This window comes from Streptomyces sp. NPDC002779, from assembly GCF_042888685.1.
Taxonomy (GTDB): domain Bacteria; phylum Actinomycetota; class Actinomycetes; order Streptomycetales; family Streptomycetaceae; genus Streptomyces.
Genome location: NZ_JBIAQC010000001.1, coordinates 43,473 through 69,221, shown reverse-complemented (window position 1 = coordinate 69,221; position 25,749 = coordinate 43,473). Strand labels below are relative to the sequence as shown.

Annotated in this window: 16 protein-coding genes; 12 read left to right on the top strand and 4 right to left on the bottom strand. The window is 72.1% G+C overall.

Annotated features, from left to right (window positions below):
- Window positions 1-9: 9 nt before the first annotated feature.
- The 3 genes from ACFYW5_RS00255 (at window position 10) to ACFYW5_RS00245 (ending at window position 3,895) form a co-directional block, all read left to right on the top strand.
- Complete coding sequence (locus tag ACFYW5_RS00255) at window positions 10-1,428, top strand: NAD(P)/FAD-dependent oxidoreductase (protein WP_389414704.1); 1,419 nt, start codon at window positions 10-12, stop codon at window positions 1,426-1,428.
- Window positions 1,429-1,542: 114 nt separating this feature from the next.
- Window positions 1,543-1,989: a hypothetical protein gene (locus ACFYW5_RS00250; RefSeq protein ID WP_389414703.1), complete on the top strand. Its 447-nt coding sequence runs from the start codon at window positions 1,543-1,545 to the stop codon at window positions 1,987-1,989.
- Window positions 1,990-2,101: 112 nt separating this feature from the next.
- The gene (locus ACFYW5_RS00245; RefSeq protein WP_389414702.1) at window positions 2,102-3,895 is read left to right on the top strand and encodes a chitinase; all 1,794 of its coding nucleotides are present in this window, start codon (window positions 2,102-2,104) and stop codon (window positions 3,893-3,895) included.
- On the opposite strand, the gene ACFYW5_RS00240 is transcribed toward ACFYW5_RS00245, so the two are convergent.
- Window positions 3,834-4,676 carry a phosphatase PAP2 family protein gene (locus ACFYW5_RS00240; protein ID WP_389414701.1) on the bottom strand — a complete coding sequence of 281 codons (843 nt, stop codon included), beginning with the start codon at window positions 4,674-4,676 and terminating at the stop codon, window positions 3,834-3,836. The genes ACFYW5_RS00245 and ACFYW5_RS00240 overlap by 62 nt on opposite strands.
- A 133-nt stretch (window positions 4,677-4,809) precedes the next feature.
- Entirely contained in the window at window positions 4,810-6,144 is a 1,335-nt protein-coding gene (gene gabT, locus ACFYW5_RS00235; protein ID WP_389414700.1) for a 4-aminobutyrate--2-oxoglutarate transaminase, read from the bottom strand.
- A 242-nt stretch (window positions 6,145-6,386) separates the two neighbouring features.
- On the opposite strand from gabT, the gene ACFYW5_RS00230 reads away from it, so the two are divergent.
- The 3 genes from ACFYW5_RS00230 to ACFYW5_RS00220 all read left to right on the top strand — a co-directional run bounded on the left by ACFYW5_RS00230 (window position 6,387) and on the right by ACFYW5_RS00220 (window position 11,853).
- Window positions 6,387-8,477 carry an ATP-binding protein gene (locus tag ACFYW5_RS00230; RefSeq protein ID WP_389414699.1) on the top strand — a complete coding sequence of 697 codons (2,091 nt, stop codon included), beginning with the start codon at window positions 6,387-6,389 and terminating at the stop codon, window positions 8,475-8,477.
- A gap of 110 nt (window positions 8,478-8,587) precedes the next feature.
- Window positions 8,588-10,273 carry a PucR family transcriptional regulator gene (locus tag ACFYW5_RS00225; protein WP_389414698.1) on the top strand — a complete coding sequence of 562 codons (1,686 nt, stop codon included), beginning with the start codon at window positions 8,588-8,590 and terminating at the stop codon, window positions 10,271-10,273.
- A gap of 134 nt (window positions 10,274-10,407) precedes the next feature.
- Window positions 10,408-11,853 (top strand): aldehyde dehydrogenase family protein, encoded by a 1,446-nt coding sequence (locus ACFYW5_RS00220; RefSeq protein WP_389414697.1) that lies wholly within the window; start codon window positions 10,408-10,410, stop codon window positions 11,851-11,853.
- A gap of 62 nt (window positions 11,854-11,915) precedes the next feature.
- Here the strand turns inward: ACFYW5_RS00220 and ACFYW5_RS00215 are convergent, their stop codons facing one another.
- Together ACFYW5_RS00215 and ACFYW5_RS00210 are read right to left on the bottom strand one after the other, a co-directional pair.
- Window positions 11,916-12,275, bottom strand: coding sequence for a hypothetical protein (locus ACFYW5_RS00215; protein ID WP_389414696.1), 360 nt, complete (start codon window positions 12,273-12,275; stop codon window positions 11,916-11,918).
- Between the two features lie 158 nt (window positions 12,276-12,433).
- Complete coding sequence (locus ACFYW5_RS00210) at window positions 12,434-15,253, bottom strand: glycoside hydrolase family 3 C-terminal domain-containing protein (protein WP_389414695.1); 2,820 nt, start codon at window positions 15,251-15,253, stop codon at window positions 12,434-12,436.
- A 324-nt stretch (window positions 15,254-15,577) separates the two neighbouring features.
- Here ACFYW5_RS00210 and ACFYW5_RS00205 point away from each other — a divergent pair, with 324 nt between their 5' ends.
- The 6 genes from ACFYW5_RS00205 (at window position 15,578) to ACFYW5_RS00180 (ending at window position 25,724) form a co-directional block, all read left to right on the top strand.
- Window positions 15,578-17,272 (top strand): extracellular solute-binding protein, encoded by a 1,695-nt coding sequence (locus ACFYW5_RS00205; protein WP_389414694.1) that lies wholly within the window; start codon window positions 15,578-15,580, stop codon window positions 17,270-17,272.
- Between the two features lie 27 nt (window positions 17,273-17,299).
- Window positions 17,300-18,334 (top strand): ABC transporter permease, encoded by a 1,035-nt coding sequence (locus ACFYW5_RS00200; RefSeq protein WP_389414693.1) that lies wholly within the window; start codon window positions 17,300-17,302, stop codon window positions 18,332-18,334.
- Window positions 18,331-19,260, top strand: coding sequence for a carbohydrate ABC transporter permease (locus tag ACFYW5_RS00195; protein ID WP_389414692.1), 930 nt, complete (start codon window positions 18,331-18,333; stop codon window positions 19,258-19,260). Before ACFYW5_RS00200 ends, ACFYW5_RS00195 begins: the two co-directional genes overlap by 4 nt.
- Before the next feature lie 124 nt (window positions 19,261-19,384).
- Window positions 19,385-21,571 (top strand): 1,4-beta-glucanase, encoded by a 2,187-nt coding sequence (locus ACFYW5_RS00190; RefSeq protein ID WP_389414691.1) that lies wholly within the window; start codon window positions 19,385-19,387, stop codon window positions 21,569-21,571.
- A complete protein-coding gene (locus ACFYW5_RS00185; RefSeq protein WP_389414690.1) occupies window positions 21,568-23,538 on the top strand; it encodes a beta-galactosidase in 1,971 nt (656 codons plus the stop codon). Before ACFYW5_RS00190 ends, ACFYW5_RS00185 begins: the two co-directional genes overlap by 4 nt.
- Window positions 23,535-25,724 carry a glycoside hydrolase N-terminal domain-containing protein gene (locus ACFYW5_RS00180; protein WP_389414689.1) on the top strand — a complete coding sequence of 730 codons (2,190 nt, stop codon included), beginning with the start codon at window positions 23,535-23,537 and terminating at the stop codon, window positions 25,722-25,724. Before ACFYW5_RS00185 ends, ACFYW5_RS00180 begins: the two co-directional genes overlap by 4 nt.
- The last annotated feature ends 25 nt before the right edge of the window (window positions 25,725-25,749 follow it).

The window sequence follows — 25,749 nt, the reverse complement described above, 5'->3', positions numbered from 1 at the left end:
GTTGAAATCATGGCCCCAAGCGCCATGAGCCGTTGGACGACGTCACTTTCCGATGCCCAGCCGGTCGCGTACTGGCTGGACGACCCCGGCAGGCCCCACCCCGAGCCCGCGCTCACCGGCGCCGAGACCTGCGATCTGCTGGTCGTCGGCGGCGGGTACAGCGGACTGTGGACCGCGCTCCTGGCCAAGGAGCGCGACCCGCAGCGGGACGTCGTGCTGCTGGAGGGCCGCGAGGCGGGCTGGGCCGCCTCGGGCCGCAACGGCGGCTTCTGTGCCGCCTCCCTCACCCACGGGCTGTCCAACGGACTGACCCGCTGGCCGGACGAGATCCACAAGCTGGAGGAGCTGGGCGCCCGCAACCTCGACGAGATCGAGGCGGCGGTCGCCCGGTACGGCATCGACTGCGACTTCGAGCGCACCGGCGAGATCGACGTCGCCACCGAGCCCTACCAGGCGCGGGAACTGCGCGAGTGGTACGAGGAGATCGAGCGCCGGGGACTGGCCGAGGGCATCGAGTTCCTGGACGCCGACGCCGTACGGCGACAAGTCGACTCACCGACATTCCAGGCGGGGCTCCACGACCGCCGGGGCGTCGCCATGCTCAACCCGGCCAAACTGGTCTGGGGCCTGAAGGCGGCCTGCGTCCGGCTCGGGGTGCGGGTCTACGAGCACACGCCCGCGCTGGACCTGAAGCCGTACGGCGCCGGCATGGCCGTACGCACCCCGTACGGTACGGTCCGCGCCCGCCGGGTCGCCCTCGGCACCAACATCTTCCCGAACCTGGTCAAGCGGGTGCGCGCCTTCACCGTCCCGGTCTACGACTACGCCCTGATGACCGAGCCGCTCACCGACGACCAGCTCAAGGAGATCGGCTGGCAGGGCCGCCAGGGCCTCGGAGACAGCGCCAACCAGTTCCACTACTTCCGGCTCTCCGCCGACAACCGGATCCTGTGGGGCGGTTACGACGCCGTCTATCCGTACGGCGGCCGGGTGCGCGCCGAGTACGACGACCGCCCGGAGACCTACGCCAAGCTCGCCGAGCACTTCTTCACCTGCTTCCCGCAGCTGGAGGGCCTGCGCTTCACCCACGCCTGGGGCGGCGCGATCGACACCTGCTCGCGCTTCTCGGCGTTCTTCGGCACCGCCCACCAGGGGAAGGTGGCGTACGCGGCGGGCTTCACCGGGCTCGGTGTCGGGGCCACCCGGTTCGGCGCGGACGTGATGCTGGACCTGCTGTCGGGGGAGTCCACCGAGCGCACCGAGCTGGAGATGGTCCGCAGGAAGCCGCTGCCGTTCCCGCCCGAGCCGTTCGCCTGGACCGGCATCGCGCTCACCAAGTGGTCGCTGGCCCGGGCCGACGCGCACGACGGGCGGCGCAACCTGTGGCTCAGGACGATGGACCGGCTGGGGCTGGGCTTCGACAGCTGACGGTGACCCACGTCACCCTTACGGGTGCGCGGAACCCGCGTAATGGCAGGCAGGGGACCTCCCTCTCCCTCGTGACGCACAAGGCGTCCACGACGGACAAGGGAGGTCCCCGTCATGACAGGGGCGAAGACGGCGGTCGAATGGCTCGCGTCCGTGGCACCGGATCCCGAGGCCTGCCGCTGGGAATGGGAGCGCAACCCGCTCGGGGTCGCGCTGCTGCCGGCCGGGAAGGACTGGGACGTGCTCGTCCTGCCGGCCGGGCTCGGCTACCCGACCCTCGATGTGCTCACCCGCATTCTCGACCGGCCCGGGCCGGTGCTCGTCGACTTCGGTGACGCGCGCATGGGCTTCTTCGTGCCGCCGGGCACCGCGGCCCGCTGGCTGGGCACCGGCATCCGCACCGCGGGCGCCGGCACCTGGATCGTGGTGCCGTATCCGGGCCGTTCCACCCAGGGCGTGCGATGGCTGGTGCCGCCGGACGGCTCCGGCACGCTGACCGATCCCGCGCTGCTGGAACTCGCCATGCACGAAGCGGCGGCCGGATTGGCCGATGACGACTGAAGCGGTGCCGTGACGGATGCGCGGTCACGGTGAGAAGTCTTGACAACCCGATTGGTCTGGACCAAGTTGAGCGCGTTCCACCCCTCCACATCCCCCATGCCCGGAGGCACTCGTGGACCGCTCCAGACCTTTCGTCGCCGTGCTGACGGCCGCTCTGCTGGCCGCGACCGGCATCACCGCGCTCTCGTCGGCCGCCCGTGCGGCCGACGCGGACCTGGCCAGGAACGGAGGCTTCGAGTCCGGCCTCACCGGCTGGACCTGCACGGCGGGCACCGCCGTCACCTCACCCGTGCGCAGCGGCAGTTCGGCGCTTCAGGCGACCCCGGCCGGCAGCGACAACGCCCGGTGCGCGCAGACGGTGACCGTGAAACCGGACGCCCAGTACACGCTGTCCGGACACGTCCGGGGCTCCTACGTGTATCTCGGCGCGAGCGGCACCGGCACCACCGACGTCTCGGCCTGGACCCAGTCCGCCCCGGCCTGGCAGCAGCTCACCACCACCTTCCGCACCGGCCCGGCCACCACCAAGGTCACGATCTACACCCACGGCTGGTACGGCACCGGCGCCTACCACGCCGACGACATCTCCCTGGCCGGCCCGTCCGTCGACCCCGGTCAGCCGCCCGCCCCGCCCACCGGCCTGCGCACCGGCACGGTCACCTCCTCCAGCGTCGACCTGTCCTGGACCGCGGTGCCGGGCGCTTCCGGATACGCCGTCTACCGTGACGGGACCAAGGTCCGGACGGTGAGCGGCACTTCGGCGACGATGACCGGACTCGCGCCGCAGACGGCGTACGCCTTCCAGGTCGCCGCCGTGAACGACGCCGGAGAGTCCTCGAGGTCCGCCCCGGTCACCGCGACCACCACCGCGGGCGGCGGCGGCTCCTCCGACCTGCCGCCGCACGCCCTGGTCGGCTACCTGCACGCGAGCTTCGCCAACGGCTCCGGCTACACCCGGCTCGCCGACGTCCCCGACAGCTGGGACGTCATCGACCTGGCCTTCGGCGAACCGACCTCGGTCAGCTCCGGCGACATCCGCTTCGACCGCTGCCCGGCCGCCGAGTGCCCGAACGTCGAGAGCGACGCCGACTTCAAGGCCGCGATCAGGGCCAAGCAGGCGGCCGGCAAGAAGGTGCTGATCTCCATCGGCGGCCAGAACGGCCAGGTGCGGCTCACCACGACCGCCGCGCGCGACACGTTCGTCAGCTCGGTCTCGAAGATCATCGACGAGTACGGTCTCGACGGCCTGGACATCGACTTCGAGGGCCACTCACTGTCGCTGGACGCCGACGACACCGACTTCAAGCACCCGAAGACCCCGGTGATCGTCCACCTGATCTCCGCCCTGAAGACCCTCAAGGCCCGCTACGGCGACGACTTCGTCCTGACCATGGCCCCGGAGACCTTCTTCGTCCAGCTCGGCTACCAGTACTACGGCACCGGCAAGTGGGGCGGCCAGGACCCGCGCGCCGGGGCCTACCTCCCCGTCATCCACGCGATGCGCGACGACCTGACGCTTCTGCACGTCCAGGACTACAACTCGGGCCCGATCATGGGCCTCGACAACCAGTACCACTCGATGGGCGGCGCCGACTTCCACATCGCGATGACCGACATGCTGCTCACCGGCTTCCCGGTAGCCGGTGACACCGGCAACGTCTTCCCGCCGCTGCGCCCCGACCAGATCGCCATCGGCATGCCGGCCTCCACGAACGCGGGCAACGGTCACGTCCCTCCGGCCGAGGTCGTCAAGACCCTCGACTGCCTGACGAAGAGGGCCGGTTGCGGCTCGTACGCCACCCACGGCACCTGGCCCGCGCTGCGGGGCCTGATGACGTGGTCGATCAACTGGGACCGCTACGCGAACTGGGAGTTCCAGCGGACGTTCGACGGATACTTCGGCTGACGAGCAGGACGTAACCGGTCAGCAGGACCGCACCGAGGCACCAGCTGGCCACGACGTCCAGCGGCCAGTGGAAGCCACGCCGGACCAGGCCGTAGGAGACGCCGAGCACGAGGGCCGCGCAGCCGGTGACGACGGCGCGGCGGGCGGCCGCGGAACGCAGCAGGGGCAGGAGCAGCACGGTGGCGGCGCCGTAGGCGATGACGGCGGTCGCGGTGTGGCCGGACGGGAAGTAGCCGGTGGCGGGCGGTACGGCCGGGGTGCCCGGGCGGTCGGTCAGTTCCTTGAGGGGGATGACCAGGGCCGGGACCAGGGCCATCAGCAGCAGGGCGCCGGCGGCCGGCCACCACCACCGGTCTGTGCCGGCGCGCCGGGACCGCCAGGCCGCGTATCCCGCGCCGAGGAGCAGGACGGGCAGCGCGATCTGGACATTGCCCAGGTCGGAGAGGAGTTCGCCGGCGCGGTCGGGGTGGACGAGGGCCTTGCTGAGGCGCTCGTCCAGGTCCACCAGCGGGCCGTCGGCGACGACCTGCCAGGTGATCAGCGCGAAGAGAAGGGCGGGAAGCCCGAGAAGTCCCAGCCGGGAGAGGAGGGAGGTCGGCCGCCCCGGAACAGGGGGGGTAGTTCCGGGGCGGCCGACCGGATCGGGTGGCCGCACGCCCCGGGGGGTTTGGGGCGGGCGGCTGTCCGATCGGTGAGGAGATCCGGAGCCAGAGGCTCCGTATGTGTGCGCGAGGGCACGACCAGGCCGAAGCTGGGGAGGCCCCGTCCTGATGTCGCCCACAGTCCCCTGTGGGCGGGGTGTATCTCTCATCTGGGTAGAACCTACGACAGGGCGTGGGCCCAGGACAGGCGGTTTCGCGTCCTGACAGAGACCTCGCACACCTTCTTCACACCCTCTGTCCCCCGGGTCCCCGTCAGATGCGGGAGAAGGCCTGCTCGATGATGTCGAGGCCCTCGTTCAGCAGGTCCTCGCCGATGACCAGCGGCGGCAGGAAGCGCAGCACGTTGCCGTAGGTGCCACAGGTCAGGACCAGCAGGCCCTCGGCGTGGCAGGCCTTGGCGAGGGCGGCGGTGGCCTCCGGGTGCGGCTCCTTGGTGGTGCGGTCCTTGACCAGCTCGATGGCGATCATCGCGCCGCGGCCGCGGATGTCGCCGATGATCTCGAACTTCTCGGCCATGGCGCCGAGGCGGGTCTTCATGACCGCCTCGATGTTCTTCGCCTTGGCGTTGAGGTCGAGCTCCTTCATGGTCTCGATCGAGCCGAGGGCGCCGGCGCAGGCCACCGGGTTGCCGCCGTAGGTGCCGCCCAGGCCGCCCGCGTGCGCGGCGTCCATGATCTCGGCGCGGCCGGTGACGGCGGCGAGCGGCAGACCGCCCGCGATGCCCTTGGCGGTGGTGATCAGGTCCGGGACGATGCCCTCGTCCTCGCAGGCGAACCACTGGCCGGTACGGCAGAAGCCGGACTGGATCTCGTCCGCGACGAAGACGATGCCGTTGTCGTTGGCGAACTTCACGATGGCCGGCAGGAAGCCCTTGGCCGGCTCGATGAAGCCGCCCTCGCCGAGCACCGGCTCGATGATGATCGCGGCCACGTTCTCGGCGCCGACCTGCTTGGTGATCTGGTCGATGGCCTGCGCGGCGGCCTCGGGGCCCGCGTTCTCCGGGCCGGACGGCCAGCGGTAGCCGTAGGCGACCGGCACGCGGTAGACCTCCGGGGCGAACGGGCCGAAGCCGTGCTTGTACGGCATGTTCTTCGCCGTCAGCGCCATCGTGAGGTTGGTGCGGCCGTGGTAGCCGTGGTCGAAGACGACGACGGCCTGGCGCTTGGTGTAGGAGCGGGCGATCTTGACGGCGTTCTCGACGGCCTCGGCGCCCGAGTTGAACAGCGCGGACTTCTTGGCGTGGTCACCCGGGGTGAGCTCGGCGAGGGCCTCGGCGACCTCTACGTAGCCCTCGTACGGGGTGACCATGAAGCAGGTGTGGGTGAAGTCGGCGAGCTGGGCGCTCGCGCGCCGTACGACGGCCTCGGCGGAGGCGCCGACGGACGTCACGGCGATGCCGGAGCCGAAGTCGATCAGGCGGTTGCCGTCGACGTCCTCGATGATGCCGCCGCCCGCGCGCGCGGTGAACACCGGCAGCACGGAGCCCACGCCCTGCGCCACCGCGGCGAGGCGGCGGGTCTGCAGCTCCTGCGACTTCGGGCCGGGGATGGCGGTGACGACGCGGCGCTCCTGCGGAAGGTCGGACATGAGGGGCTCCTGGGGGGTCTTGCGGACGCTTGTCTTCTCTTTTCTCGCAGGCTAGGCCGGGGAACGGGGGGTGGGCATGCTCCATGTGGGCGTTGTCGAGGGGGAGGGTTGTCCGTGGTGGACATAGCGGGAGGACGGCTTCCCCCGGACCGCCGGGGTGGCTAGCGGTGAACTCCCCTTGCCGGCGCGTTAGATTGGCTCGCTGACGGTGATACGGGATGGCTGGTCAGGGGGCAAGGGCGATGGACAGCGACGGGACGCAGGACGCGCGGGGTACGCATGCGACTCCGGTGCCGCGATCACGCTCCGCTGTGCCACCGAGACCCCTGACGCCGCCGATGCCGGACGGTTCGGCGTTCCTGACCTGGCTGCGCACCCCCCGGCCGGAGGCCGCTCCGGGGGTGTGGCGGTTCGGACACCGGCCGAGGCCGGACGAGGAGCCGGAGGTCGTCCCCGCGCGGCAGCTCTTCAGCGGCGCGGTGATCGCCTTCCTGGTGGGGTGGCTGATCTGGTCGCTGCTGTGGAACGGCTACCTCGGCGGGTGGTGGCTGCTGCCCCTGCAGGCCATGACGGACTCCTGGACCTCGCCCCATTCGTTCAGTCGGGTCGTGTTCAGTTACGCGTGGTACGTCATCGTCGCGCTGACGATCCTGGTCAGCCTGGCTCGCCTCGGCCGCTGGTCCGAGGTCTGGCAGCGCTTCATCGCCCCCCACCTCCGGCGCAGGCAGCCCGCCCCCGCGCCCCCCGTCCCCGAGCAGGATCCCGCTGAGTGGCCGCAGGTTCGGGCCGTGGGGGCCGTTGACGCTGCTGAGCGGCTGGCCGGGGAGGCCAGGGCCGGGATGATGCGGGATGTGGACCACGCTCGGATCGTCCGGGCCTGGCAGGGCGTGCGCAGTGGGCGGCACAGCCTCGCCACCTTCACCGGCGCCGTGCTCAAGGACGGCGCCGCCGCCTGCCCGCACCCCTCCGGCGCCCGCGATCTGCCCACCCGGCTCGCCCCGCACGACCTGGTCACCGGCCAGGTCCGGCTCGGTACCACCGCCGACGACCCGCGCAACCCCTACGCCTACCGCGGCACCGGCCTCGCCCTCGGCCCCGAACTGCTCGGCACCTCCCTGCTCGCCGTCGGCCCGGCCGGCTCCGGCAAGACCGGCACCGTCGTCCGCCCGCTCGCCGAGTCGCTGTGCCTGCACGCCCTCGTCGGCCGCGCCGCGGTCGTGGTGGTCGGCGCCGCGGGCACCGGACTCGGCCCGGCCGACGCCTACGACGTCGTCGTACGCATCGGGAACCCGGAGTCCGTGTACGACCTCGACCTGTACGGCGGGACCACCGACCCCGACGAGGCCGCGGCCGTCCTGGCCGAGGCGCTGGCCGGGGACCTCGCCGATCCGCACCCCGGCAGCGACACCCGCCGCTCCACGACCGTGCTGGCGCAGCTGCTCGGCCCGTTCCGGGCGGTGCACGGACGCTTCCCGTCCGTTCCGGAGCTGCGCCAGCTGCTCGACGGCGCGCCCGGACCGCTCGCCGCGCTGCGGACCGCGCTGGAGGGCTCGGGGCAGGAGTCGCTGCTGCGGGAGCTGGACGCGCGGGAGCGGCAGATGGCGCAGCCCGGCGATCTCGGGGGCGTCCTCGCCGACCGGGTGGCCCTGCTGGACCGGCCCGCCTTCGCCGGGTTCTTCGACACCTCCGGGCAGTCGCGGCCGTTCTCCCTCAAGGCCCTCGACCACCCCGTGCGGGTCCGGATCGACCTGCCCGCGCGCGGGCACGCGGACGCCTCGCGCATGCTGACGCGGCTGGTGCTCGCCCAGTTCACGGCGAGCGTGGCGGTCCGCGAGGACCGCTCGCTGTTCGCCTGTCTGATCCTCGACGACGCGACGGGCGCGGTGACGCCCGAGGCCGTCCGGGGCATCCAGCGGCTGCGCTCCGGGAACGCCGGGGCCGTGCTGACCCTGCGCTCCCTGGACGACGTGCCCAGGCCGCTGCGCGGTCCGCTGCTCGGGGCCGCCGGCTGCCGGATGGCGCTGTCCGGGATCACCCCGTGGGACGGGCAGGACTTCGCCGACGTGTGGGGCAAGGAGTGGACCGAGGCACGGGACGTCACCGACCGGCAGATCATCGCCGAGACGCCCGCCGGGAAGGCCGTGCACATGGTGCGCCGGGTGATCACCGGCAAGGCGGCGACCGCGCGGGCCGTCACCGTACGGCAGGTCGAGCGGGAGCGGTGGTCGGCCTCCGAGCTGGCGCACGCGGTGCCGCCGGGACACGCGGTGCTGTCGCTGACGGACGTGCGGGGCGAGCACGCGCCGCCGCTGCTGGTGGATCTCCGGGGCTGATTCGAGGCGGCGCGGTGACCTTACGGTGAGGCAGAATCGGCATAGGCCGTTCATACGCGGCGGCCAAATGATCACCGCGATCACACAGACTTCATCGAACTGAAGGCCCCATGCCCCCCACGCTCGCCTCGCTCGTCCAGCACTCCGCGCTCAAACTGACCGTGCGTGCGGGTGAGGACCACCTGGACGTCCCCGTCCGCTGGGCGCACGTCAGCGAGCTCGCCGACCCCGTCCCCTACATGGAGGGCGGGGAGCTGCTGCTGATCACCGCCCTGAAGCTGGACGCGGAGGACCCCGAGGTGATGCGCCGCTATGTGAAGCGGCTGGCCGGCGCCGGGGTCGTCGGACTCGGGTTCGCCGTCGGGGTGAACTACGAGGACATCCCGGCCGCCCTGGTCGAGGCGGCCCGGCAGGAGGGGCTGCCGCTGCTGGAGGTGCCGCGCCGCACCCCCTTCCTCGCCATCAGCAAGGCCGTGTCGGCGGCCATCGCGGCCGACCAGTACCGGGCCGTGACGGCGGGGTTCGCCGCCCAGCGCGAGCTGACCAGGCAGGCGCTGACCGACGGCCCCGAAGGGCTGCTCACCGCGCTGGCCTCGCAGGTCGACGGCTGGGCCGCGCTCTACGACGCCTCCGGCGCCGTCGTCGCCACCGCCCCGGAGTGGGCGGGCCGCCGGGCGGCGCGGATCACCGCGGACGTGGAACGGCTGCGCGAACGGCCGGCGCCCGCCTCGTCGGTCGTCGGCGGCCCGGACAACGAGGACCGGGTCGAACTGCACTCCCTGGGCACCGGCCGCAGGCCCCGCGCGGCGCTCGCGGTCGGCACCGCCGCGGCCCTCGGCACCGCCGAGCGGTACGCCGTCCACTCGGCCATCGCGCTGCTCACCCTGACCACCGAGCGCTCCCGTTCCCTGCACGCCGCCGAGCAGCGGATCGGCACCGCGGTGCTGCGCATGCTGCTCGCGGGCGAGCCGGACCACGCCCGGGCGGTCGCCGGGGACCTGTACGGCGTGCTGCTGGACGCCCCCTTCCGGGTGATCGTCGCGGAGTCGGTGGTGGTGTCGGGCTCCGCTTCGGCCGCCCTGGCCGCCGTGGAGAACCCGCCGCGCGTCCCGTCCGGCGCCAAGCCCTCGGCCGCCGGCCTCGCCGCCGCCTCCGGCACCGACGGCGACCCGCTCGGCGCGCTCGCCGAGATCGTCGAGTCGGCCGCCGCACGCGCCGGGGAGGCGGTGCTCGTCGTACCGGAGGGGGAGCGCCTGGTGGTGCTGGCCGCGGACGGCGGCGCCGCGGTGGCCGCGTGCGCGGAGTACGCGACGGCACTGGAGGCGGCGCGGGCGGGCAGCGCCGGACGGGAGACGGCGGCCGGTGAGGAGGACGAACTGGTCGTCGGGCTCTCCGCGCCGGCCGGCCCGATCGCCGCGGCAGCCGCCTACAAGCAGGCCGAACAGGCGCTGTCGGTGGCCCGGCGGCGCGGGCGGGTGTGCGTGGAGCACGAGCAGCTGGCGGCCGGATCGGTGCTGCCGCTGCTCGCGGACGACGCGGTGCGGGCCTTCGCCGACGGGCTGCTCAGGGCGCTGCACGACCACGACGCGACCGGCCGCGGCGACCTGGTCGCCTCCCTGCGGGCCTGGCTGTCCCGGCACGGCCAGTGGGACGCGGCCGCGGCCGACCTCGGCGTCCACCGGCACACCCTGCGCTACCGGATGCGGCGCGTCGAGGAGATCCTCGGCCGCTCCCTGGACGACCCGGACGTCCGCATGGAGCTGTGGCTGGCGCTGAAGGCGACCTCCGTCGAATAGCCCACCGCGCCAATCCGTAGTGCCCTGCTCCGCCACTACTACGACTCGGACAAACGCCCCGCCGCCCTCGCGCCCCTACCGTGGATCCCGAACCGAGGAACACCCACCCCCAACGCGGAAGGGCCGGGAATCACATGACTTCCACCCACGCCTTCTGGCTCGCCGGCCGCCAGGTCTCCGGCGCGGACACCTTCGACGTCACCTCGCCGTGGGACGGCCGGGTCGTCGGCAAGGTGAGCGTGCCGACCGACGCCCAGGTCGAGGAGGCCGTGGCCGCCGCGTATGCCGTGCGGGACGAGTTCGCCGCGACCCCGGCGCACGTACGGGCCGCCGCCCTGGACCACGTCAGCCGCCGTCTCGCCGAGCGCACCGAGGAGATCGCCCAGCTGATCTCCGCCGAGAACGGCAAGCCGATCAAGTGGGCCCGCGGTGAGGTCGGCCGTGCCGTCTCGGTGTTCCGCTTCGCCGCCGAGGAGGCCCGCCGCTTCAACGGCGGCGAGGCCCAGCGCCTGGACACCGACCTCGGCGGCCAGGGCCGGCTGGCGCTGACCCGGCGCTTCCCGAAGGGGGTCGTGCTCGGCATCGCGCCGTTCAACTTCCCGCTGAACCTGTGCGCGCACAAGGTCGCCCCCGCGATCGCCGCCGGCGCCCCGATCATCCTCAAGCCCGCCCCGGCGACCCCGCTCTCCGGTCTGATCCTCGGTGACCTGCTCGCCGAGACCGAGCTGCCCGCCGGTTCCTGGTCGATCCTGCCGGTCGCCAACGACCGGATGCCCGCCCTCGTGCAGGACGAGAGGCTGCCGGTGATCTCCTTCACCGGCTCCGAGCAGGTCGGCTACGCGATCATGGACTCGGTGCCGCGCAAGCACTGCACGCTGGAGCTCGGCGGCAACGGCGCCGCCGTCGTCCTCGGCGACTGGGCGAGCGACGAGGACCTGGACTGGGCCGCGACGCGCATCGCCACCTTCTCCAACTACCAGGGCGGCCAGTCCTGCATCTCGGTGCAGCGCGTGATCGCCGACGCCTCGGTGTACGACCGGCTGCTGCCGCGGATCGTCGCCGCCGTCGAGGCCCAGGTCACCGGTGACCCCTCCGACGACAAGACCGACGTCGGCCCGCTGGTCAGCGAGGACGCCGCCCGGCGCGTCGAGGCGTGGGTCCAGGAAGCGGTCGGGGTGGGCGCCTCGCTGCTCACCGGCGGCAAGCGCGACGGCGCCTCCTACGCGCCGACCGTCCTGACCGACCTGCCGGCCGGCACCACGCTGGCCTGCGAGGAGGTCTTCGGCCCGGTGCTGTCGGTGCAGAAGGTGGACGGCGAGGCCGAGGCGTTCGCCGCCGTCAACGACTCCAAGTACGGCCTCCAGGCGGGCGTGTTCACCCACGACGTGCAGGCCGCCTTCCGCGCCCACCGAGCCCTCGAGGTCGGCGGCGTGGTCATCGGCGACGTCCCCTCCTACCGCGCCGACCAGATGCCGTACGGCGGCGCCAAGCAGTCCGGCGTGGGCCGTGAGGGCGTGCGGTTCGCGATGGACGACTACACCTACGAGCGGGTGCTGGTCCTCACCGGCCTCGCTCTCTGAGCCGACCCGACGGCCACCGGCGGCCGGAGCCCACTGTGCGGGGGCTCCGGCCGCCGGCGTGTTCAGCCGGTGGCCGCCGAGCCGCCGCGCTCCTCCCGCCCGTCCTGCGCGAAAGCGGTGCGGCAGCGCTCCACCTGATCGGCCACCAGTTCCATGAACCAGCGCATGATCTCGTAGGGCACGACATGCTCGTCGTGGCTGTGGATGTGGACGACCGGTTCCCGGTCCGGGTCCTCGTCCGGAACGAACGCCACCGCGAAGGCCACCCCGGGCATCAAGGTCTCCGCGCCGGGGGCCTCGCTGAGGGACGCCGGGGTGGGCCTGGCCTCGCTCAGTTCCACGGCCCAGGCGTCGTCGGGCAGCGCGTAGTGGTACTGGACCGCGTAGTGGCGGCCCGCGTGCTCGCGCAGTTCGGCTGGCATGGCGGCAGGCTGCCACAGTCCGGCGGCGGCCGTAACGGGTTTCCCGCCCCGAACTCCTAGCTAATGGGAACCGTTTTCATATAGTCTTCCCGAAGGGGTCCGGCGCCGATGCCTTCCGGCGCCGGGCCCCTTCCTCCGCGTCGGCTCGGTCCGGCCCCTCAACCGGAGAAGCCGACGTGCGCGAGCCGCAGGGCGCCGCGCAGTCTGAGGCGGACGTCGTGCACGCCCTCGGCCGGGAAGCCGGCGGTGAGCGCGGTGTAGGAGTACGGGCCCGACCGGGAGGCGGCGGTGAGGGTCGCCAGCGGCGGCGTGCCGTCCAGGGACACCTCCACCGTTCCCTCCCCGGCCACCGTCGCCGTCACTCGGGTGACGCCCGTGCCGAAGTCGCAGGCCCGGTAGAGGAGTTCGCCCGTCCGGTCCCCGGCCGGGGTCACCGCGTCGCCCGTGGTCCGCGTGCGGTCGACGATCGCGGTGCCGCTCTGCTCGTCGAAGTCGGCCGCGTCCAGCCCGTGTTGCCGCACCGCGCGCGGGGCCACCGGGTCCCCGGCGAGCGTCACCGTCGTCCGCAGCCGGATGTCCTCGCTGGAGCCGCCGGCCAGCAGGTCGTACGGGCCCGGGTCGAGGTGCCATCGGCCGTGCGCCACGTCCCAGAAGGCGAAGGCGGACAGCGGCACGTCGAAGGCGAGCCCGGTCCGCTCGCCGGGCGCGAGGGTGACACGGCGGTGGGCGAGCAGTTCGCGGCGGGGACGCGGGACCGACGGGTCCACGGCGCGGGTGTAGAGCTGGGCGACCTCGTCGGCCGTGCGCCGCCCGGTGTTGGTCACCGTGAACGACACGCGCACCGCGTCCCCGGTCACGCGCGCGGTCAGATCGCCGTAGGCGAACGAGGCGTACGACAGGCCGTGGCCGAACGGGTAGAGCGGGGTGCCCTCGAAGTACAGATAGGTCTGGCAGCCGCCGATCACGTCGTAGTCGAGCAGGTCCGGCAGGTCGGCGTCGCTCGCGTACCAGGTCTGCGGGAGGCGTCCGGCGGGGGAGACGTCGCCGGCCAGGACGCGGGCCAGCGCGGTGCCCGCGGCCTGGCCGCCGTGCGCCGTCCAGAGCAGGGCCGCGAGGGAACCCGGTTCGACCGCGTACGGGTAGGCGGAGACCAGCGCCAGCACCGTCTTCGGGTGGGCGGCGCGGGCCGCGCGCAGCAGCCGCTCCTGGTGGGCGGGCAGGAACAGGGTCGTACGGTCCTCGGTCTCGCGGCCGTTGATGTGCGGGTCGTTGCCGGCGACCACCAGCACCACGTCGGCCCCTGCCGCGACCCGGGTCACCGCCTCCTCGCCGCGCTCCACGACGACCGTCTCGAAGATCTCCGGGTCCGCCTCGGCAACCTTCACCCCGTCGGCGGCGACCGAGACATGGCGGCCCGTGCCGAGGTGCCGGAGGAGGTGTCCGCTGCCATGGGGTTCCAGCCGGAAGGTCTCCTGCACGACCCAGCCGCCGGGCCGGTCGGCCGAGGCGCGGACGTAGCCGTCCTCGGCGACCGACAGATAGCCGCCGTCGGGCGCGCGCAGCGTCAGCACGCCCTCGCCCCAGTCCACCAGCGCGAGTTCGGTGCCGCCCGAGTCCGTGGTCAGCGGCGGCAGGTCGGTGCGGCCCGCGAGCAGGGCCGGGTCCAGCGCGCCCTCGGCGCCGCGCACCTCTTCGGCGGCGGCACCCTCGGGGACGTACAGGAAGGCTCCCGTCGACGTCCTCAGCCGGATGCGGTCCACGCCCTCCGCGAACTCCACGCGGTCGGCGCCGAACCGCTCGCGCAACCCCTCCAGCGGGGTGGAGCGGTGGATCAGGGTGCCGCTGTACCAGTCGAGCTTGCACTCGTCGGCGAGCAGTCCCACCACCGCGATCCGGCTGTCCGGGCGCAGGGGCAGCACGCCGTCGTTCCGCAGCAGGACGACCGCCTGCTCGGCCGCCTCCTGGGCGAGTGCGCGGTGTTCGGGGGTGTCGAAGGCGCCGGGGTCCTCGTGGTCGTCGAACTCGCCGAGCCGGAAGCGGACCGAGAGCTGACGGCGGACCGCGGTGTCGATGTCGGCCTCGGTCAACAGGCCCCGCTCGTACGCCGTCCGCACCCGGCCGGTGATCTTCGAACCGTCCGTGCCGTGGTCGGTGAAGCTGTCGACGCCCGCCCGGAGCGCGGCCGCCGTCGCCTCCTCGTGGGTGTCGAAGTAGTGCTCGGAGTCGACCAGGTTGGAGGGCGCGCCCGCGTCCGAGCAGACCAGCAGTTCGTCCGCCGTCCAGGTGCGCAACTGCTCACGCAGATACGGCGACACGTGGTTGGGGCGGCCGTTGACCAGGTTGTACGCCGGCATCACCCCCGCCACCGCGCCCGCCTCGACCGTCTCGCGGAAGGCCCGCAGGTCGTACTCGTGCAGCACGCGCGGGCGGACCGAGGAGGACGAGGTGTCGCGGTCCGTCTCGTTGTTGTGGGCCAGCCAGTGCTTGAGGACCGGGGCGGTCCGCCAGTACACCGGGTGGTCGCCGCGCAGACCCCGGGTGTACGCGGTGGCGATGGCGGAGGTCAGTCTCGGGTCCTCGGAGTAGCCCTCCTCGTTGCGGCCCCACAGCGGGTGGCGCAGCAGATTGACCGTCGGGGACCAGACATTGAGGCCGACGCGCTCGTCGCGGGCGCGCATCGCGCGGGCTTCCCGGGACACGGCCTCGCCGACCCGGCGCACCAAGTCCGGGTTCCAGGTCGCGCCGAGCCCGACCGCCTGGGGGAAGACCGTCGCCGGGCCCATCCACGCCACGCCGTGCAGCGCCTCCTGGCCGGTGCGGAACGCGGCGACCCCGAGCCGCTCGACGGCCGGGGCGAACTGGTGCAGAAATCCGATCTTTTCCTCGCGCGTGAGCCGCGCCAACAGATCGTCGACGCGCTTCGCGACCGGCAGGCCGGGATCGCGGAAAGGCGGGGTGGGCGGCGGGACTGCGGTCACTTGGGGATCCCCTTGCGATGGATCGACGCGGCTCTTTCGAAGCGCTTCGATGCTCATTCGACACGGGGGTGGGTGTCAAGGGATCAGCACTGCCCATTCAGGCAGCACATAAGAAAGGGGCGGGTCGTATGCGGCGGAGGAATCTTGGGAGCGGGCCTTGTGCGCCCCTGGGTGTTCACTTAACCTCACAGCAACATCGAAGCGCTTCGACGCAGCACGCAGACATTGGTCGGAGGACTGCTTCCGCTCAGCCAGTTCCACTTACGACACCGCAGCCGACGGCCCACCGCCGGGTGTCCAGGTGCGCCATGAAGGGTTGACGCAATGACGCCGAACGCCTCCTCCGCCTCTTCCGCGACCAGCCGGAGAAGCTTCCTCGCCTCCTCGGCGGTCGCCGCCGCAGCGGTGGCGGGAGGAATGCCGCTGCTTGCCGCGTGCGGAGACTCGGACAGCGGCTCGCGCGAAGGCACCACCTCGGGCAAGGACGCCAAGAAGCTTCTGCCGGCCTATGTGGCCAGCAATGTCGTCGTGCCGGACATCCCCGCCAAGAACGGCTCCGCGGCCGGTTTCACCAGCAAGCTGGAGCTGGCCGAGCTGAAGACCTCGGTGCCCAAGAGGCTCGGCAAGGGCGGCAAGGTCACCATCATGTCGCCGTTCTGGGGCTCGCCGCCCAAGAGCGACAACGCCTACTACCGGGCGATGAACGACCTGATCGGCGTCGACGTCCGGTGGCAGAACCAGGACGGCAACACCTACGAGCAGAAGCTCGGCGCGGTGCTGGCCTCCAGCGACGTCCCGGACGTGGTGGTGGTCCCCGGCTGGAACATGAACGGCAAGATACCCAGCGCCATCATCAGCAAGTTCGCCGACCTCGGCCCCTATCTCTCCGGTGACGCGGTCAAGGAGTTCCCGAACCTCGCCGCCATCCCGACGGACGCCTGGCAGCGCTCCATCTTCGGCGGCAAGCTGCGCGGCCTGCCACAGCCGGCGCCGTACGTCACCGGCATCGTGCCGCTGTACCGCCAGGACGTCTTCGACAAGGAGGGCTACGAAGTCCCGCGCTCCTGCGACGAGTTCCTGGCGCTGGCCAAGGACATCACCAACGCCAAGGCCAAGCGCTGGGCGTGCATGGACATGAAGTGGACGGCCTTCCAGGCCTTCGGTGTGCTCTCCGGCAGCGAGAAGCCCCTGGGCTGGAACCTGGTCGACGGCAAGATGATCTACCGCATCGAGACCGAGGAGTACCTCGAGGCGCTGGAGTGGTCCCGCAAGCTCTTCGCCGCGGGCGTCGTCCACCCGGACGCCGAGCTCGGCAAGAGCCAGGCCACCGACCCGGGCCCCAAGTTCGCCGCGGGCGAGTTCCTGATCTACGCCAACAACATCTCGCAGTGGTGGAGCCGCACCGCCGAACAGGCCACCCAGAACCCGGAGTTCAAGGTCTGGGGCATGGACGTGTGGGGCCATGACGGCGGCGACCCCACGCTCTGGGCCGAACAGCCCGCCGGCATCTTCGCCTTCGTCAACAAGAAGGCGTCCGAGTCGGTCATCCGCGACGTGCTGGCCGTCGCGAACGTCACCGCGGCGCCGTACGGCACCAAGGAGTACATGATGACCAACTACGGCGTGGAGGGCACCCACTACGCCGTCGAGGACGGCGTCCCCACCAAGACCGACCAGGGCAACATCGACGTGATGAACGCCTACGTCATGGTCGCGAGCCCCGCCCCGACCCTCGCCCACCCGGACTTCCCGGAGGTCGCCAAGGGCCAGGTCGAATGGCAGCAGCGGATGGGCGCCTTCACCAAGAAGTCCTCCTTCTACGGCATGCAGATCACCGAGCCCAGCCGCTACACCAACCTCGCCAACGACATGGAGCAGATGGAGGACGACGTCGTCCGGGGCCGCAAGAAGATCAGCGACATGCAGCAGTGGATCTCCGACTGGAAGAGCAAGGGCGGCGACAAGCTGCGCGACTGGTACCAGCAGGTCCTCGACGAGAACGGCTCCGCGGCCAACTGACCGGGCACCGAGGCAAGGAGAACGGCCGTGTCCCACAGCACGGTGCCTCGGAGCAGGGCCGAGGCCGACATGACGGCGAAGTCCCCGGTGCCGCCGGACGGCGCCAGCGGGCGGGGCGGCAGGCCCCCCGCACCGAAACCGAGCCTGCGGCACAGGTTCCGACGCGACCGCGTCCTGCTCCTGATGACCCTGCCGGCCGTCGTCCTGATCCTGCTCTTCAACTACGTGCCGATCCTCGGCAACGTGGTCGCCTTCCAGGACTACGACCCCTACATCAGCGACAACGGCGTCGTGTCCATCCTCAACAGCCCCTGGGTGGGCCTGGAGAACTTCCAGCGGATCTTCGAGGACTCCGCCTTCTGGCAGGCGGTGCAGAACACGCTGGTGCTGTTCTTCCTCCAGCTCCTGCTGTTCTTCCCGATCCCGGTCCTGCTCGCGCTGCTCATCAACAGCGTGGTCAGGCCCCGGGTGCGGGCGATCGCGCAGGCCGTGCTCTATCTTCCGCACTTCTTCTCGTGGGTGCTGGTGATCGCCGTCTTCCAGCAACTGCTGGGCGGCGCGGGGCTGTTCTCGCAGCTGCTGCGCGATCACGGGTACGACGGGCTCGACATCATGACGGACCCGAACACCTTCAAGTTCCTGGTCACCGCGCAGGCGGTGTGGAAGGACGCCGGCTGGGGGATCATCGTCTTCCTCGCCGCGCTGGCCGCGGTCAGCCCCGATCTGTACGAGGCCGCCGCGATGGATGGCGCCAATCGCTGGCGCCGGATGTGGCACGTCACGCTGCCCGCGCTGCGGCCGGTGATCGCGCTGCTGCTGGTGCTGCGCGTCGGTGACGCGCTGACCGTCGGCTTCGAACAGATCCTGCTCCAACGCGACGCCGTGGGGCCGGGCGCGGCGGAAGTCCTCGACACCTTCGTGTGGTGGAACGGAGTCCGCAACCAAGACTTCGGCTATGCGGCCGCCGCGGGGCTCGTCAAGGGCGTCATCAGCATCGGACTCGTCCTGGCCGCGAACAAGGTGGCCCATCTGATGGGCGAGCAGGGGGTGTACAAGAAGTGACCACCGTCCTCGACAAGCCCGCACGCAACCGCTGGGCCGCTCCGCCGCGGCCGGTCTGGGAGGAACAGCCGACCAGGGCCGGGCTGGCGGGCAAGGGTCTCGTGCTGGGCATCGCCTGCCTCGCGATCCTGTTCCCGCTGTGGATCGTCGTCGTCACCAGCCTGTCCACCCGCGAGACCATCGACGAGGCCGGCGGTCTGGTGATGATCCCCAAGGACATCACCTTCATCGCCTACCAAGAGCTGCTGAGCGGCGGGCAGGTGACCCGGGCGGCGATCATCAGCGTGCTGGTCACGCTCGTCGGTACGGCGTTCTCGATGACGGTGTCGGTGCTGTGCGCGTACGGGCTCTCCCGCACCGGATCGCTCGGGCACCGGTGGATCCTGATGACCCTGCTGGCGACGATGTTCTTCAGCGCCGGGCTCATCCCGACGTATCTGCTGGTGCAGACGCTCGGCCTGACCGACAGCTATCTCGCGCTGATCCTGCCCAGCGCGCTCAGCGTCTTCAACATCCTGGTCCTGCGCGGCTTCTTCATGGGGATCTCGCAGGAACTGATCGACAGCGCCCGGATCGACGGGGCGGGGGACTTCCGGATCCTCCGGCAGATCGTCCTGCCGCTGTCCCGGGCCGTCATCGCCGTGATCACCCTGTTCTACGCGGTCGGGTACTGGAGCGCCTGGTTCAACGCGTCGCTGTACCTTAACGACCAGAACATGATGCCGTTGCAGAACGTGATGATCCAGCTGGTGCAGAAGCAGGAGGCACCGGTGGGGCTGGGCCAGGCCATCAAGACGGGGCAACTGTCCGGGCTGGCCGTGCAGATGGCGGTCATGGTGATGGCGCTGCTCCCGGTGGCCGTCCTGTCGCCGTTCGTCCAGCGGCACTTCAAGAAGGGGATGCTGACGGGCGCGGTCAAGGGTTGACATGGCGCCTGGTCAGCGGGGGTCACCTGCTGCGCGGCGGCCGCGGGTTCGTCGTGGCCGGTCGCGCGGTTCCCCGCGCCCCTGAGGTAGGTAATCCCGCCCTTCTCGACAAGCGAGGTATGTCATGCTCACGCCCCGCCTTGGCCGGCGAGCCGTTCTTGCCGGGACCGCGGCCGCCGCGCTCACCGCTGTCCCCGCGTTCCAGGCAAGCGCGCAGGCCGCCCCCACCGCCCCCGCCTACCGCTGGCGCAACGCCGTCATCGGCGGCACCGGCTTCATCACCGGCGTGCTCTTCCACCCCTCCGTCCGCGGCCTCGCCTACGCCCGTACCGACATCGGCGGCGCCTACCGCTGGGACGACCGCACCGCCCGCTGGACCCCGCTCCTCGATCATCTCGGGTGGGACGACTGGAACCTGCTCGGCGTCGAGGCCATGGCCGTCGATCCGGCCCACCCCGGCCGCCTCTACCTCGCCGTCGGCACCTACGCCCAGTCCTGGGCCTCCAACGGCGCCGTCCTGCGCTCCGACGACCGGGGCGCCACCTGGAGCCGTACCGACCTCGGCGTGAAGCTCGGGGCCAACGAGGACGGACGGGGCACCGGAGAGCGGCTGCTCGTCGATCCCCGCAACAGCGACACCCTCTGGCTCGGCACCCGGCACGACGGCCTGCTGAAGTCGACCGACCGCGGCGCCACCTGGGCCCCCGCCGGCGGCTTCCCCGCCACGCCCAGTGCCTCCGGGCAGGGCGTCACCCTGCTGGTCGCCGCAGGACGCAGCCTCTACGCCGGCTGGGGCGACTCCGACGGCACCGAGGCCAACCTCTACCGCACCTCCGACGGCACCACCTGGGAAGCCGTCCCCGGCCGGCCCTCCGGCACCGCCGCCAAGGTCCCGATCCGCGCCGCCTACGACCGCACCGGCCGGCACCTGTACCTGACGTACGCCGACGCGCCCGGCCCCAACGGGCAGTCCGACGGCAGCGTCCACCGGCTGTGCACCCTGGACGGCAGATGGAGCGACGTCACGCCGGTGGCACCCGGCGGTGACGACACCTTCGGGTACGGCGGCGTCGCCGTCGACGCCCGACGGCCCGGCACCGTCGTCGTCTCCACCAACAACCGGTGGGCGGCCGTCGACACCGTCTTCCGCAGCACCGACGGCGGACGCACCTGGACGTCCCTCAAGGACTCCGCGGTTCTCGACGTATCGGAAACCCCCTATCTGAAGTGGGGCGGAGACGCCCCCAAGTTCGGCTGGTGGATCCAGGCGCTCGCCCTCGACCCCTACGACTCCCGGCACCTCGTCTTCGGCACCGGCGCCACCCTGTACGGCACCCGGGACCTGAAGCACTGGGCCCCGCAGATCCGCGGCCTGGAGGAAGCCTCGGTGGTGCAGCTGGTGTCACCTCCGGTCGGGGAGGCACACCTGCTCAGCGGGTCCAGGGACATCGGCGTGATGTACCACGAGAAGCTCACCGCGTCCCCCTCGCGCGGCATGGCCACGAACCCCGTGTTCGGGTCGGCGACGGGACTCGCGCAGGCCGCGGCGAAGCCGGCGTACGTCGTCCGCACCGGCTGGGGCGACCACGGCAACGGCGCATATTCCGACGACGGCGGACGGACCTGGGCGCCCTTCGCGGGCTCGCCCGACCTCGCCAGGAACGCACCGGGACCGATCGCGACCAACGCCGACGGCACCGCCCTGCTCTGGGTCTTCGTGCACTGGGACGGCACCAGGCACCCCGCCTACCGCTCCGCGGACAACGGCTCCACCTGGACCGAGGTCCCCTCCTTCCCGAAGGGCGCCACGCCGGTCGCCGACCCGGCCGACCCGACGCTCTTCTACGCGTACGACACCGATACAGGAACGCTACTCGCCAGCACTGACAGTGGCCGCTCGTTCACCGCGCGTGCGACCGGGCTGCCCTCCGGCGACAGTCAGTTCAAGGTCGTCGCGGCGCCGGGCAGATCCGGCGACCTGTGGCTGAGCGCCAAGTGGAACGGGCTGTACCGGTCCACCGACGGCGGCGCGAGCTTCGCCGAGGTCGACAGCTGCTGGGCCTCGTACACCCTCGGCTTCGGCAAGGCCGCCGACGGCGCCGACTATCCGGCGGTCTACCAGGTCGGCTCCACGGAGGCGATCACCGCCGTGTACCGCTCCGACGACGCCGGCCGGAGCTGGGTCCGCATCAATGACGACCGGCACCAGTGGGGCTGGATCGGCGAGACCATCACCGGCGACCCGCGCGTGTACGGCCGGGTGTACCTGGCCACCAACGGCCGGGGCATCCAGTACGGGGAGCCCGCGTGAAGCCGTCCCTCGCCGACGTCACCCGGGGCCGCGTCCTCTTCGGCGGCGACTACAACCCCGAACAGTGGCCCGAGGAGACCTGGCCGGACGACATCCGGCTGATGCGCGACGCCGGCGTCAACTCCGTCACCCTCGGCGTCTTCTCCTGGGCCAAGCTCGAACCCCGCCCCGGAGCGAGGGAGTTCGGCTGGCTCGACCGCCTGATGGACCTGCTGCACGTGAGCGGCATCGGTGTCGTCCTCGCCACCCCCACCGCCTCGCCCCCGCCCTGGCTCGGCCGTCTGCACCCCGACACCCTCCCCGTCGACCAGGACGGCCGGACCGAGTGGTGGGGCGGCCGCCAGCACTTCTCCCACTCCAGCGCCACCTACCGCCGTCATGCCGCCGCCATCACCGAGGACCTGGCCGCCCGCTACGCCACCCACCCGGCCCTCACCATGTGGCACATCAACAACGAGTACTGCACCTACGACTGGAGCGAGGCGGCCGCCGCCCGCTTCCGCGGCTGGCTGCGGCGCAAGTACGGCAGCCTCGACGCCCTCAACACCGCCTGGGGCACCGCCTTCTGGAGCCAGGGCTACGACGACTGGGAGGAGATCCACACCCCCCGTCACGCCCACTATCTGAAGAACCCCGCCCAGGTCCTGGACTTCAAGCGGTTCACCTCCGACATGCTCCTGGAGTGCTGCCTCGCCGAGCGGGACATCGTCCGCCGGTACACCCCCCACCTCCCGGTCACCACCAACTTCATGCCGCTGTGGGCCGGGCAGGACGCCTGGCGCTGGGCCGAGGAGGAGGACGTCGTCTCCGTCGACCTCTACCCCGACCCCCGCGACCCCCTCGGCGCCCAGCACGGCGCCCTGGTGCAGGACATGACGCGCTCCCAGGCCCGCGGCCCCTGGATGCTGATGGAACAGGCCGCCGGGCCGGTGAACTGGCGGGGCGTCAACCACCCCAAGCCGCCCGGCCTCAACCGGCTGTGGTCCCTCCAGGCCGTGGCCCGGGGCGCGGACGCCGTCTGCTACTTCCAGTGGCGCCAGTCCCGGCAGGGCGCCGAGAAGTTCCACTCCGGCATGGTCGGCCACGCGGGCGAGCAGGGGCGGACGTACCAGGAGATCAAGCGGCTCGGCGCCGACCTCGCCCGGATCGCCGGTGAGGTGAGCGGCGGCCACAGCGACCACGACATCGCCGTGCTGCACGACTGGCACTCCTGGTGGGCCGGCGCCCACGAGGGCCGGCTCTCCACCGAGGTCGACTACGCCCAGATCCTCACCGCCTGGCACCGCGCCCTCTGGGAGGCCCACCTCACCACCGACTTCGCCCACCCCGAGCACGACCTGACCCGGTACCGGCTGGTCGTCGTGCCCCAGCTGTACGCCCTCACCGACACCGCGATCGACAACCTCCTCGGCTACGTCCGCCAGGGCGGCACCCTCGTCTCCGGCTTCCTCACCGGGGTCGCCGACGAGGACGACCGGGTACGCCCCGGAGGCATGGACGCCCGGTTGCGCGAGCTGTTCGGCATCCGCACCCTGCACGAGTGGTGGCCGCTGGAGGCGGGGGAGAGCGTCGAGTGCGAGGGGTTCCGCGGCACGCTGTGGTCGGAGGAGATCGAGAAGAGCGACGACGCCCGGACCGTGGCCTCCTACCAGGGCGGTGAGCTCGACGGCCTGCCCGCGGTCCTGCGCACCGGCCGCGCCTGGTACCTCTCCACGCTCCCCGAACCGCCGGACCTGCGCGAGCTGTTGGAGCGGATCGGCGCCGAGGCGGGCGTCCGGCCCGTGCTCGACGGACTGCCCCCGCAGGTGGAGGCCGTCCGCCGGGGCGAGGTCCTGTTCGTGCTGAACCACGGCCGCGACCCGGTCACGGTGCAGGTCCCCGGCACCCACCGGGACCTCCTGACGGACACGACCGTCACGGACGAACTCACCCTCGGCCGGTACGCGGTGGCGGTGCTGAAGCCATGACCGTGCACGGCACGTGGGAGCCCGCCCCCGCCGCCCGCTGGGAGGACGCCTTCCTCAGCGGCAACGGCCACCACGGCGCCCTGGTGTTCGGCGATCCGGACGACGACCGCGTCATCGTCACCCAGCACACCCTGGTACGACCCAACGGCGGCGAGAAGGCCCGTCCCCCCGAGCTGGCGGCCGAACTCCCCGCGCTGCAGGACAGGTTGCTGGCAGGTGACACCACGGCCGCCGAGACCTTCACCGACGGCCGCCCCCTCCAGTGGGTGCAGCCCTTCCACCCCGCCTTCCGGATCCGGCTGCGCAGACCGCCCGCCGACGCCCCCGGCTACCGCCGCTCCGTCGACTTCACCACCGGTGAGACCATCGCCGAGCGCGCCGACTGGTCCAGCCGCCTCTTCGTCTCCCGCACGGACGACGTGATCGTCCAGCACGTCACCACCGCCGGCCCCCGCCTCGACATCACCCTGGACCACCGCCTCCCCGGCGCCCCCGACGGCCTCGGCGTCGGCCAGGGCGCGCTGCTCACCCCCGAGGGCGCCCTGCTCAGCCTGCGCGCCCGCTACCCGGACAGCGACCGGGCGTACACCGGCATCACCCTCGTCGCCGTCACCCGCGGCACCTGCGTGCTCGTACCCCCAGGCGTGCGCGTCGAGGGCGCCGCCTCGGTCCTGCTGCTCACCCGGGTCCGCCGGCACACCGGCGCGCTGGACGTGATCGAGGAGGGCCGCGCCCTGCGCGCACTGCTGCCCGCCACCGAGCAGCCGTACGACGTCCTCCTCGCCCGCCATCTGCCCCGGCACCGCACCGCCTACCAGCGCGTCACCCTCGACCTGGACGGCGACCCGGCCGAGCGTGCCCTGCCCGGCTCGGAACTGCTCCGGCGGACCCGCAGCGCGGCCCTGCTGGAGCGGCTCTTCGCGGCCGGCCGCTACCACCTGCTGTCCAGCAGCGGTCTGCTGCCGCCCCGGCTCACCGGAGTGTGGACCGGCGACTGGAACACGGCCTGGTCGGGCGCCTTCACCACCGACGCCAACCTCAACCTCCAGACCGCCTCCGCCGTGGCCGCCTCGCTCCCCGAAGTCACGGCAGCCCACGCCGCGCTGATTGCCCGTCAGCTCCCGCACTGGCGTGAGAACGCCCGTGCCGTCTTCGGCACCCGAGGCGTCGTCGCGCCCGCCCACACCGACGGCGAGTCCGGGCACCTGTACCACTTCAGCCGCGAGTACCCCCTGCACCTGTGGACCGCGGGCGCCGACTGGCTGCTCAAACCACTCGTCGACCACGACGAGACACGGGGCGAACGCGACCCCGGCACCGCGACCGCGCTCGCCGAAGTCGCCCGGTTCTACGAGGACTTCCTCACCCGCACCGACGACGAAGGCCACCTGGTGGTCGTCCCGTCCTACTCGCCGGAGAACCGGCCCGCGAACGCGAGCTGGGGCACCCTCAACGCGGCCATGGACCTCTCGGCCGCCCGGCACGCCCTGCGCGCCGCGGCCGAGTACCACCCCGAGCACGCCGACCGCTGGAGAGCACTCGCCGACCGGCTCCCCCCGCACCGCGTCAACGACCGGGGCGCCCTCGCCGAATGGGCCCGGCCCGGCCTGGAGGACAGCTACGACCACCGCCACCTCAGCCACCTCTACGGCGTCTGGCCCCTCGACGAGATCAACCCCTACGACACCCCGGACCTCGCGCGGGCCGCGCACCGCGCCCTCGAACTGCGCGGCGCCGAGAACGACTCCGCGCACGGCCATCTCCACCACGCCCTCGTCGCCGCCCGCCTGCGCGACGCGGACCGTGTCGCCCTCGCCCTCGGCCAGGTCCTGGACGGCGACTTCTTCCACGCCTCCCTGATGAGCGCGCACTACCCGAACCGGGACGTCTACAACGCGGACGCCGCCCACACCCTGCCCGCGGTGCTGATCGAGGCGCTCGTCCAGTCGACCCCCCACCGGCTGGTCCTGCTGCCCGCGCTCCCACGGGCGTACCCGACGGGCCGGATCTCCGGCATCCGCACCCGGTTCGGCGCCGAACTCGACCTCGACTGGACCCCGCACGGAGCGAGCGCGATCCTCCGCCCCACCCGCACGCTCCGCGTCGAACTCAGGACTTCCACCGGCGCGAGACCGCTCGACCTCGTCGCCGGAGAAGACCACGTCCTCACCCCAGGGACGTGGTGACTCCCCGCACTTCCCCCCCCCCACC

What these genes read in the sequence shown, in the direction of transcription:
- ACFYW5_RS00255 (WP_389414704.1), top strand. Translation starts at nt 10, where the DNA reads ATGGCCCCAAGCGCCATGAGCCGTTGGACGACGTCACTTTCCGATGCC.
- ACFYW5_RS00225 (WP_389414698.1), top strand. Translation starts at nt 8,588, where the DNA reads ATGCCCCCCACGCTCGCCTCGCTCGTCCAGCACTCCGCGCTCAAACTG.
- ACFYW5_RS00180 (WP_389414689.1), top strand. Translation starts at nt 23,535, where the DNA reads ATGACCGTGCACGGCACGTGGGAGCCCGCCCCCGCCGCCCGCTGGGAG.
- ACFYW5_RS00205 (WP_389414694.1), top strand. Translation starts at nt 15,578, where the DNA reads ATGACGCCGAACGCCTCCTCCGCCTCTTCCGCGACCAGCCGGAGAAGC.
- ACFYW5_RS00230 (WP_389414699.1), top strand. Translation starts at nt 6,387, where the DNA reads ATGGACAGCGACGGGACGCAGGACGCGCGGGGTACGCATGCGACTCCG.
- ACFYW5_RS00220 (WP_389414697.1), top strand. Translation starts at nt 10,408, where the DNA reads ATGACTTCCACCCACGCCTTCTGGCTCGCCGGCCGCCAGGTCTCCGGC.
- ACFYW5_RS00190 (WP_389414691.1), top strand. Translation starts at nt 19,385, where the DNA reads ATGCTCACGCCCCGCCTTGGCCGGCGAGCCGTTCTTGCCGGGACCGCG.
- ACFYW5_RS00215 (WP_389414696.1), bottom strand. Translation starts at nt 12,275, where the DNA reads ATGCCAGCCGAACTGCGCGAGCACGCGGGCCGCCACTACGCGGTCCAG.
- ACFYW5_RS00250 (WP_389414703.1), top strand. Translation starts at nt 1,543, where the DNA reads ATGACAGGGGCGAAGACGGCGGTCGAATGGCTCGCGTCCGTGGCACCG.
- gabT (WP_389414700.1), bottom strand. Translation starts at nt 6,144, where the DNA reads ATGTCCGACCTTCCGCAGGAGCGCCGCGTCGTCACCGCCATCCCCGGC.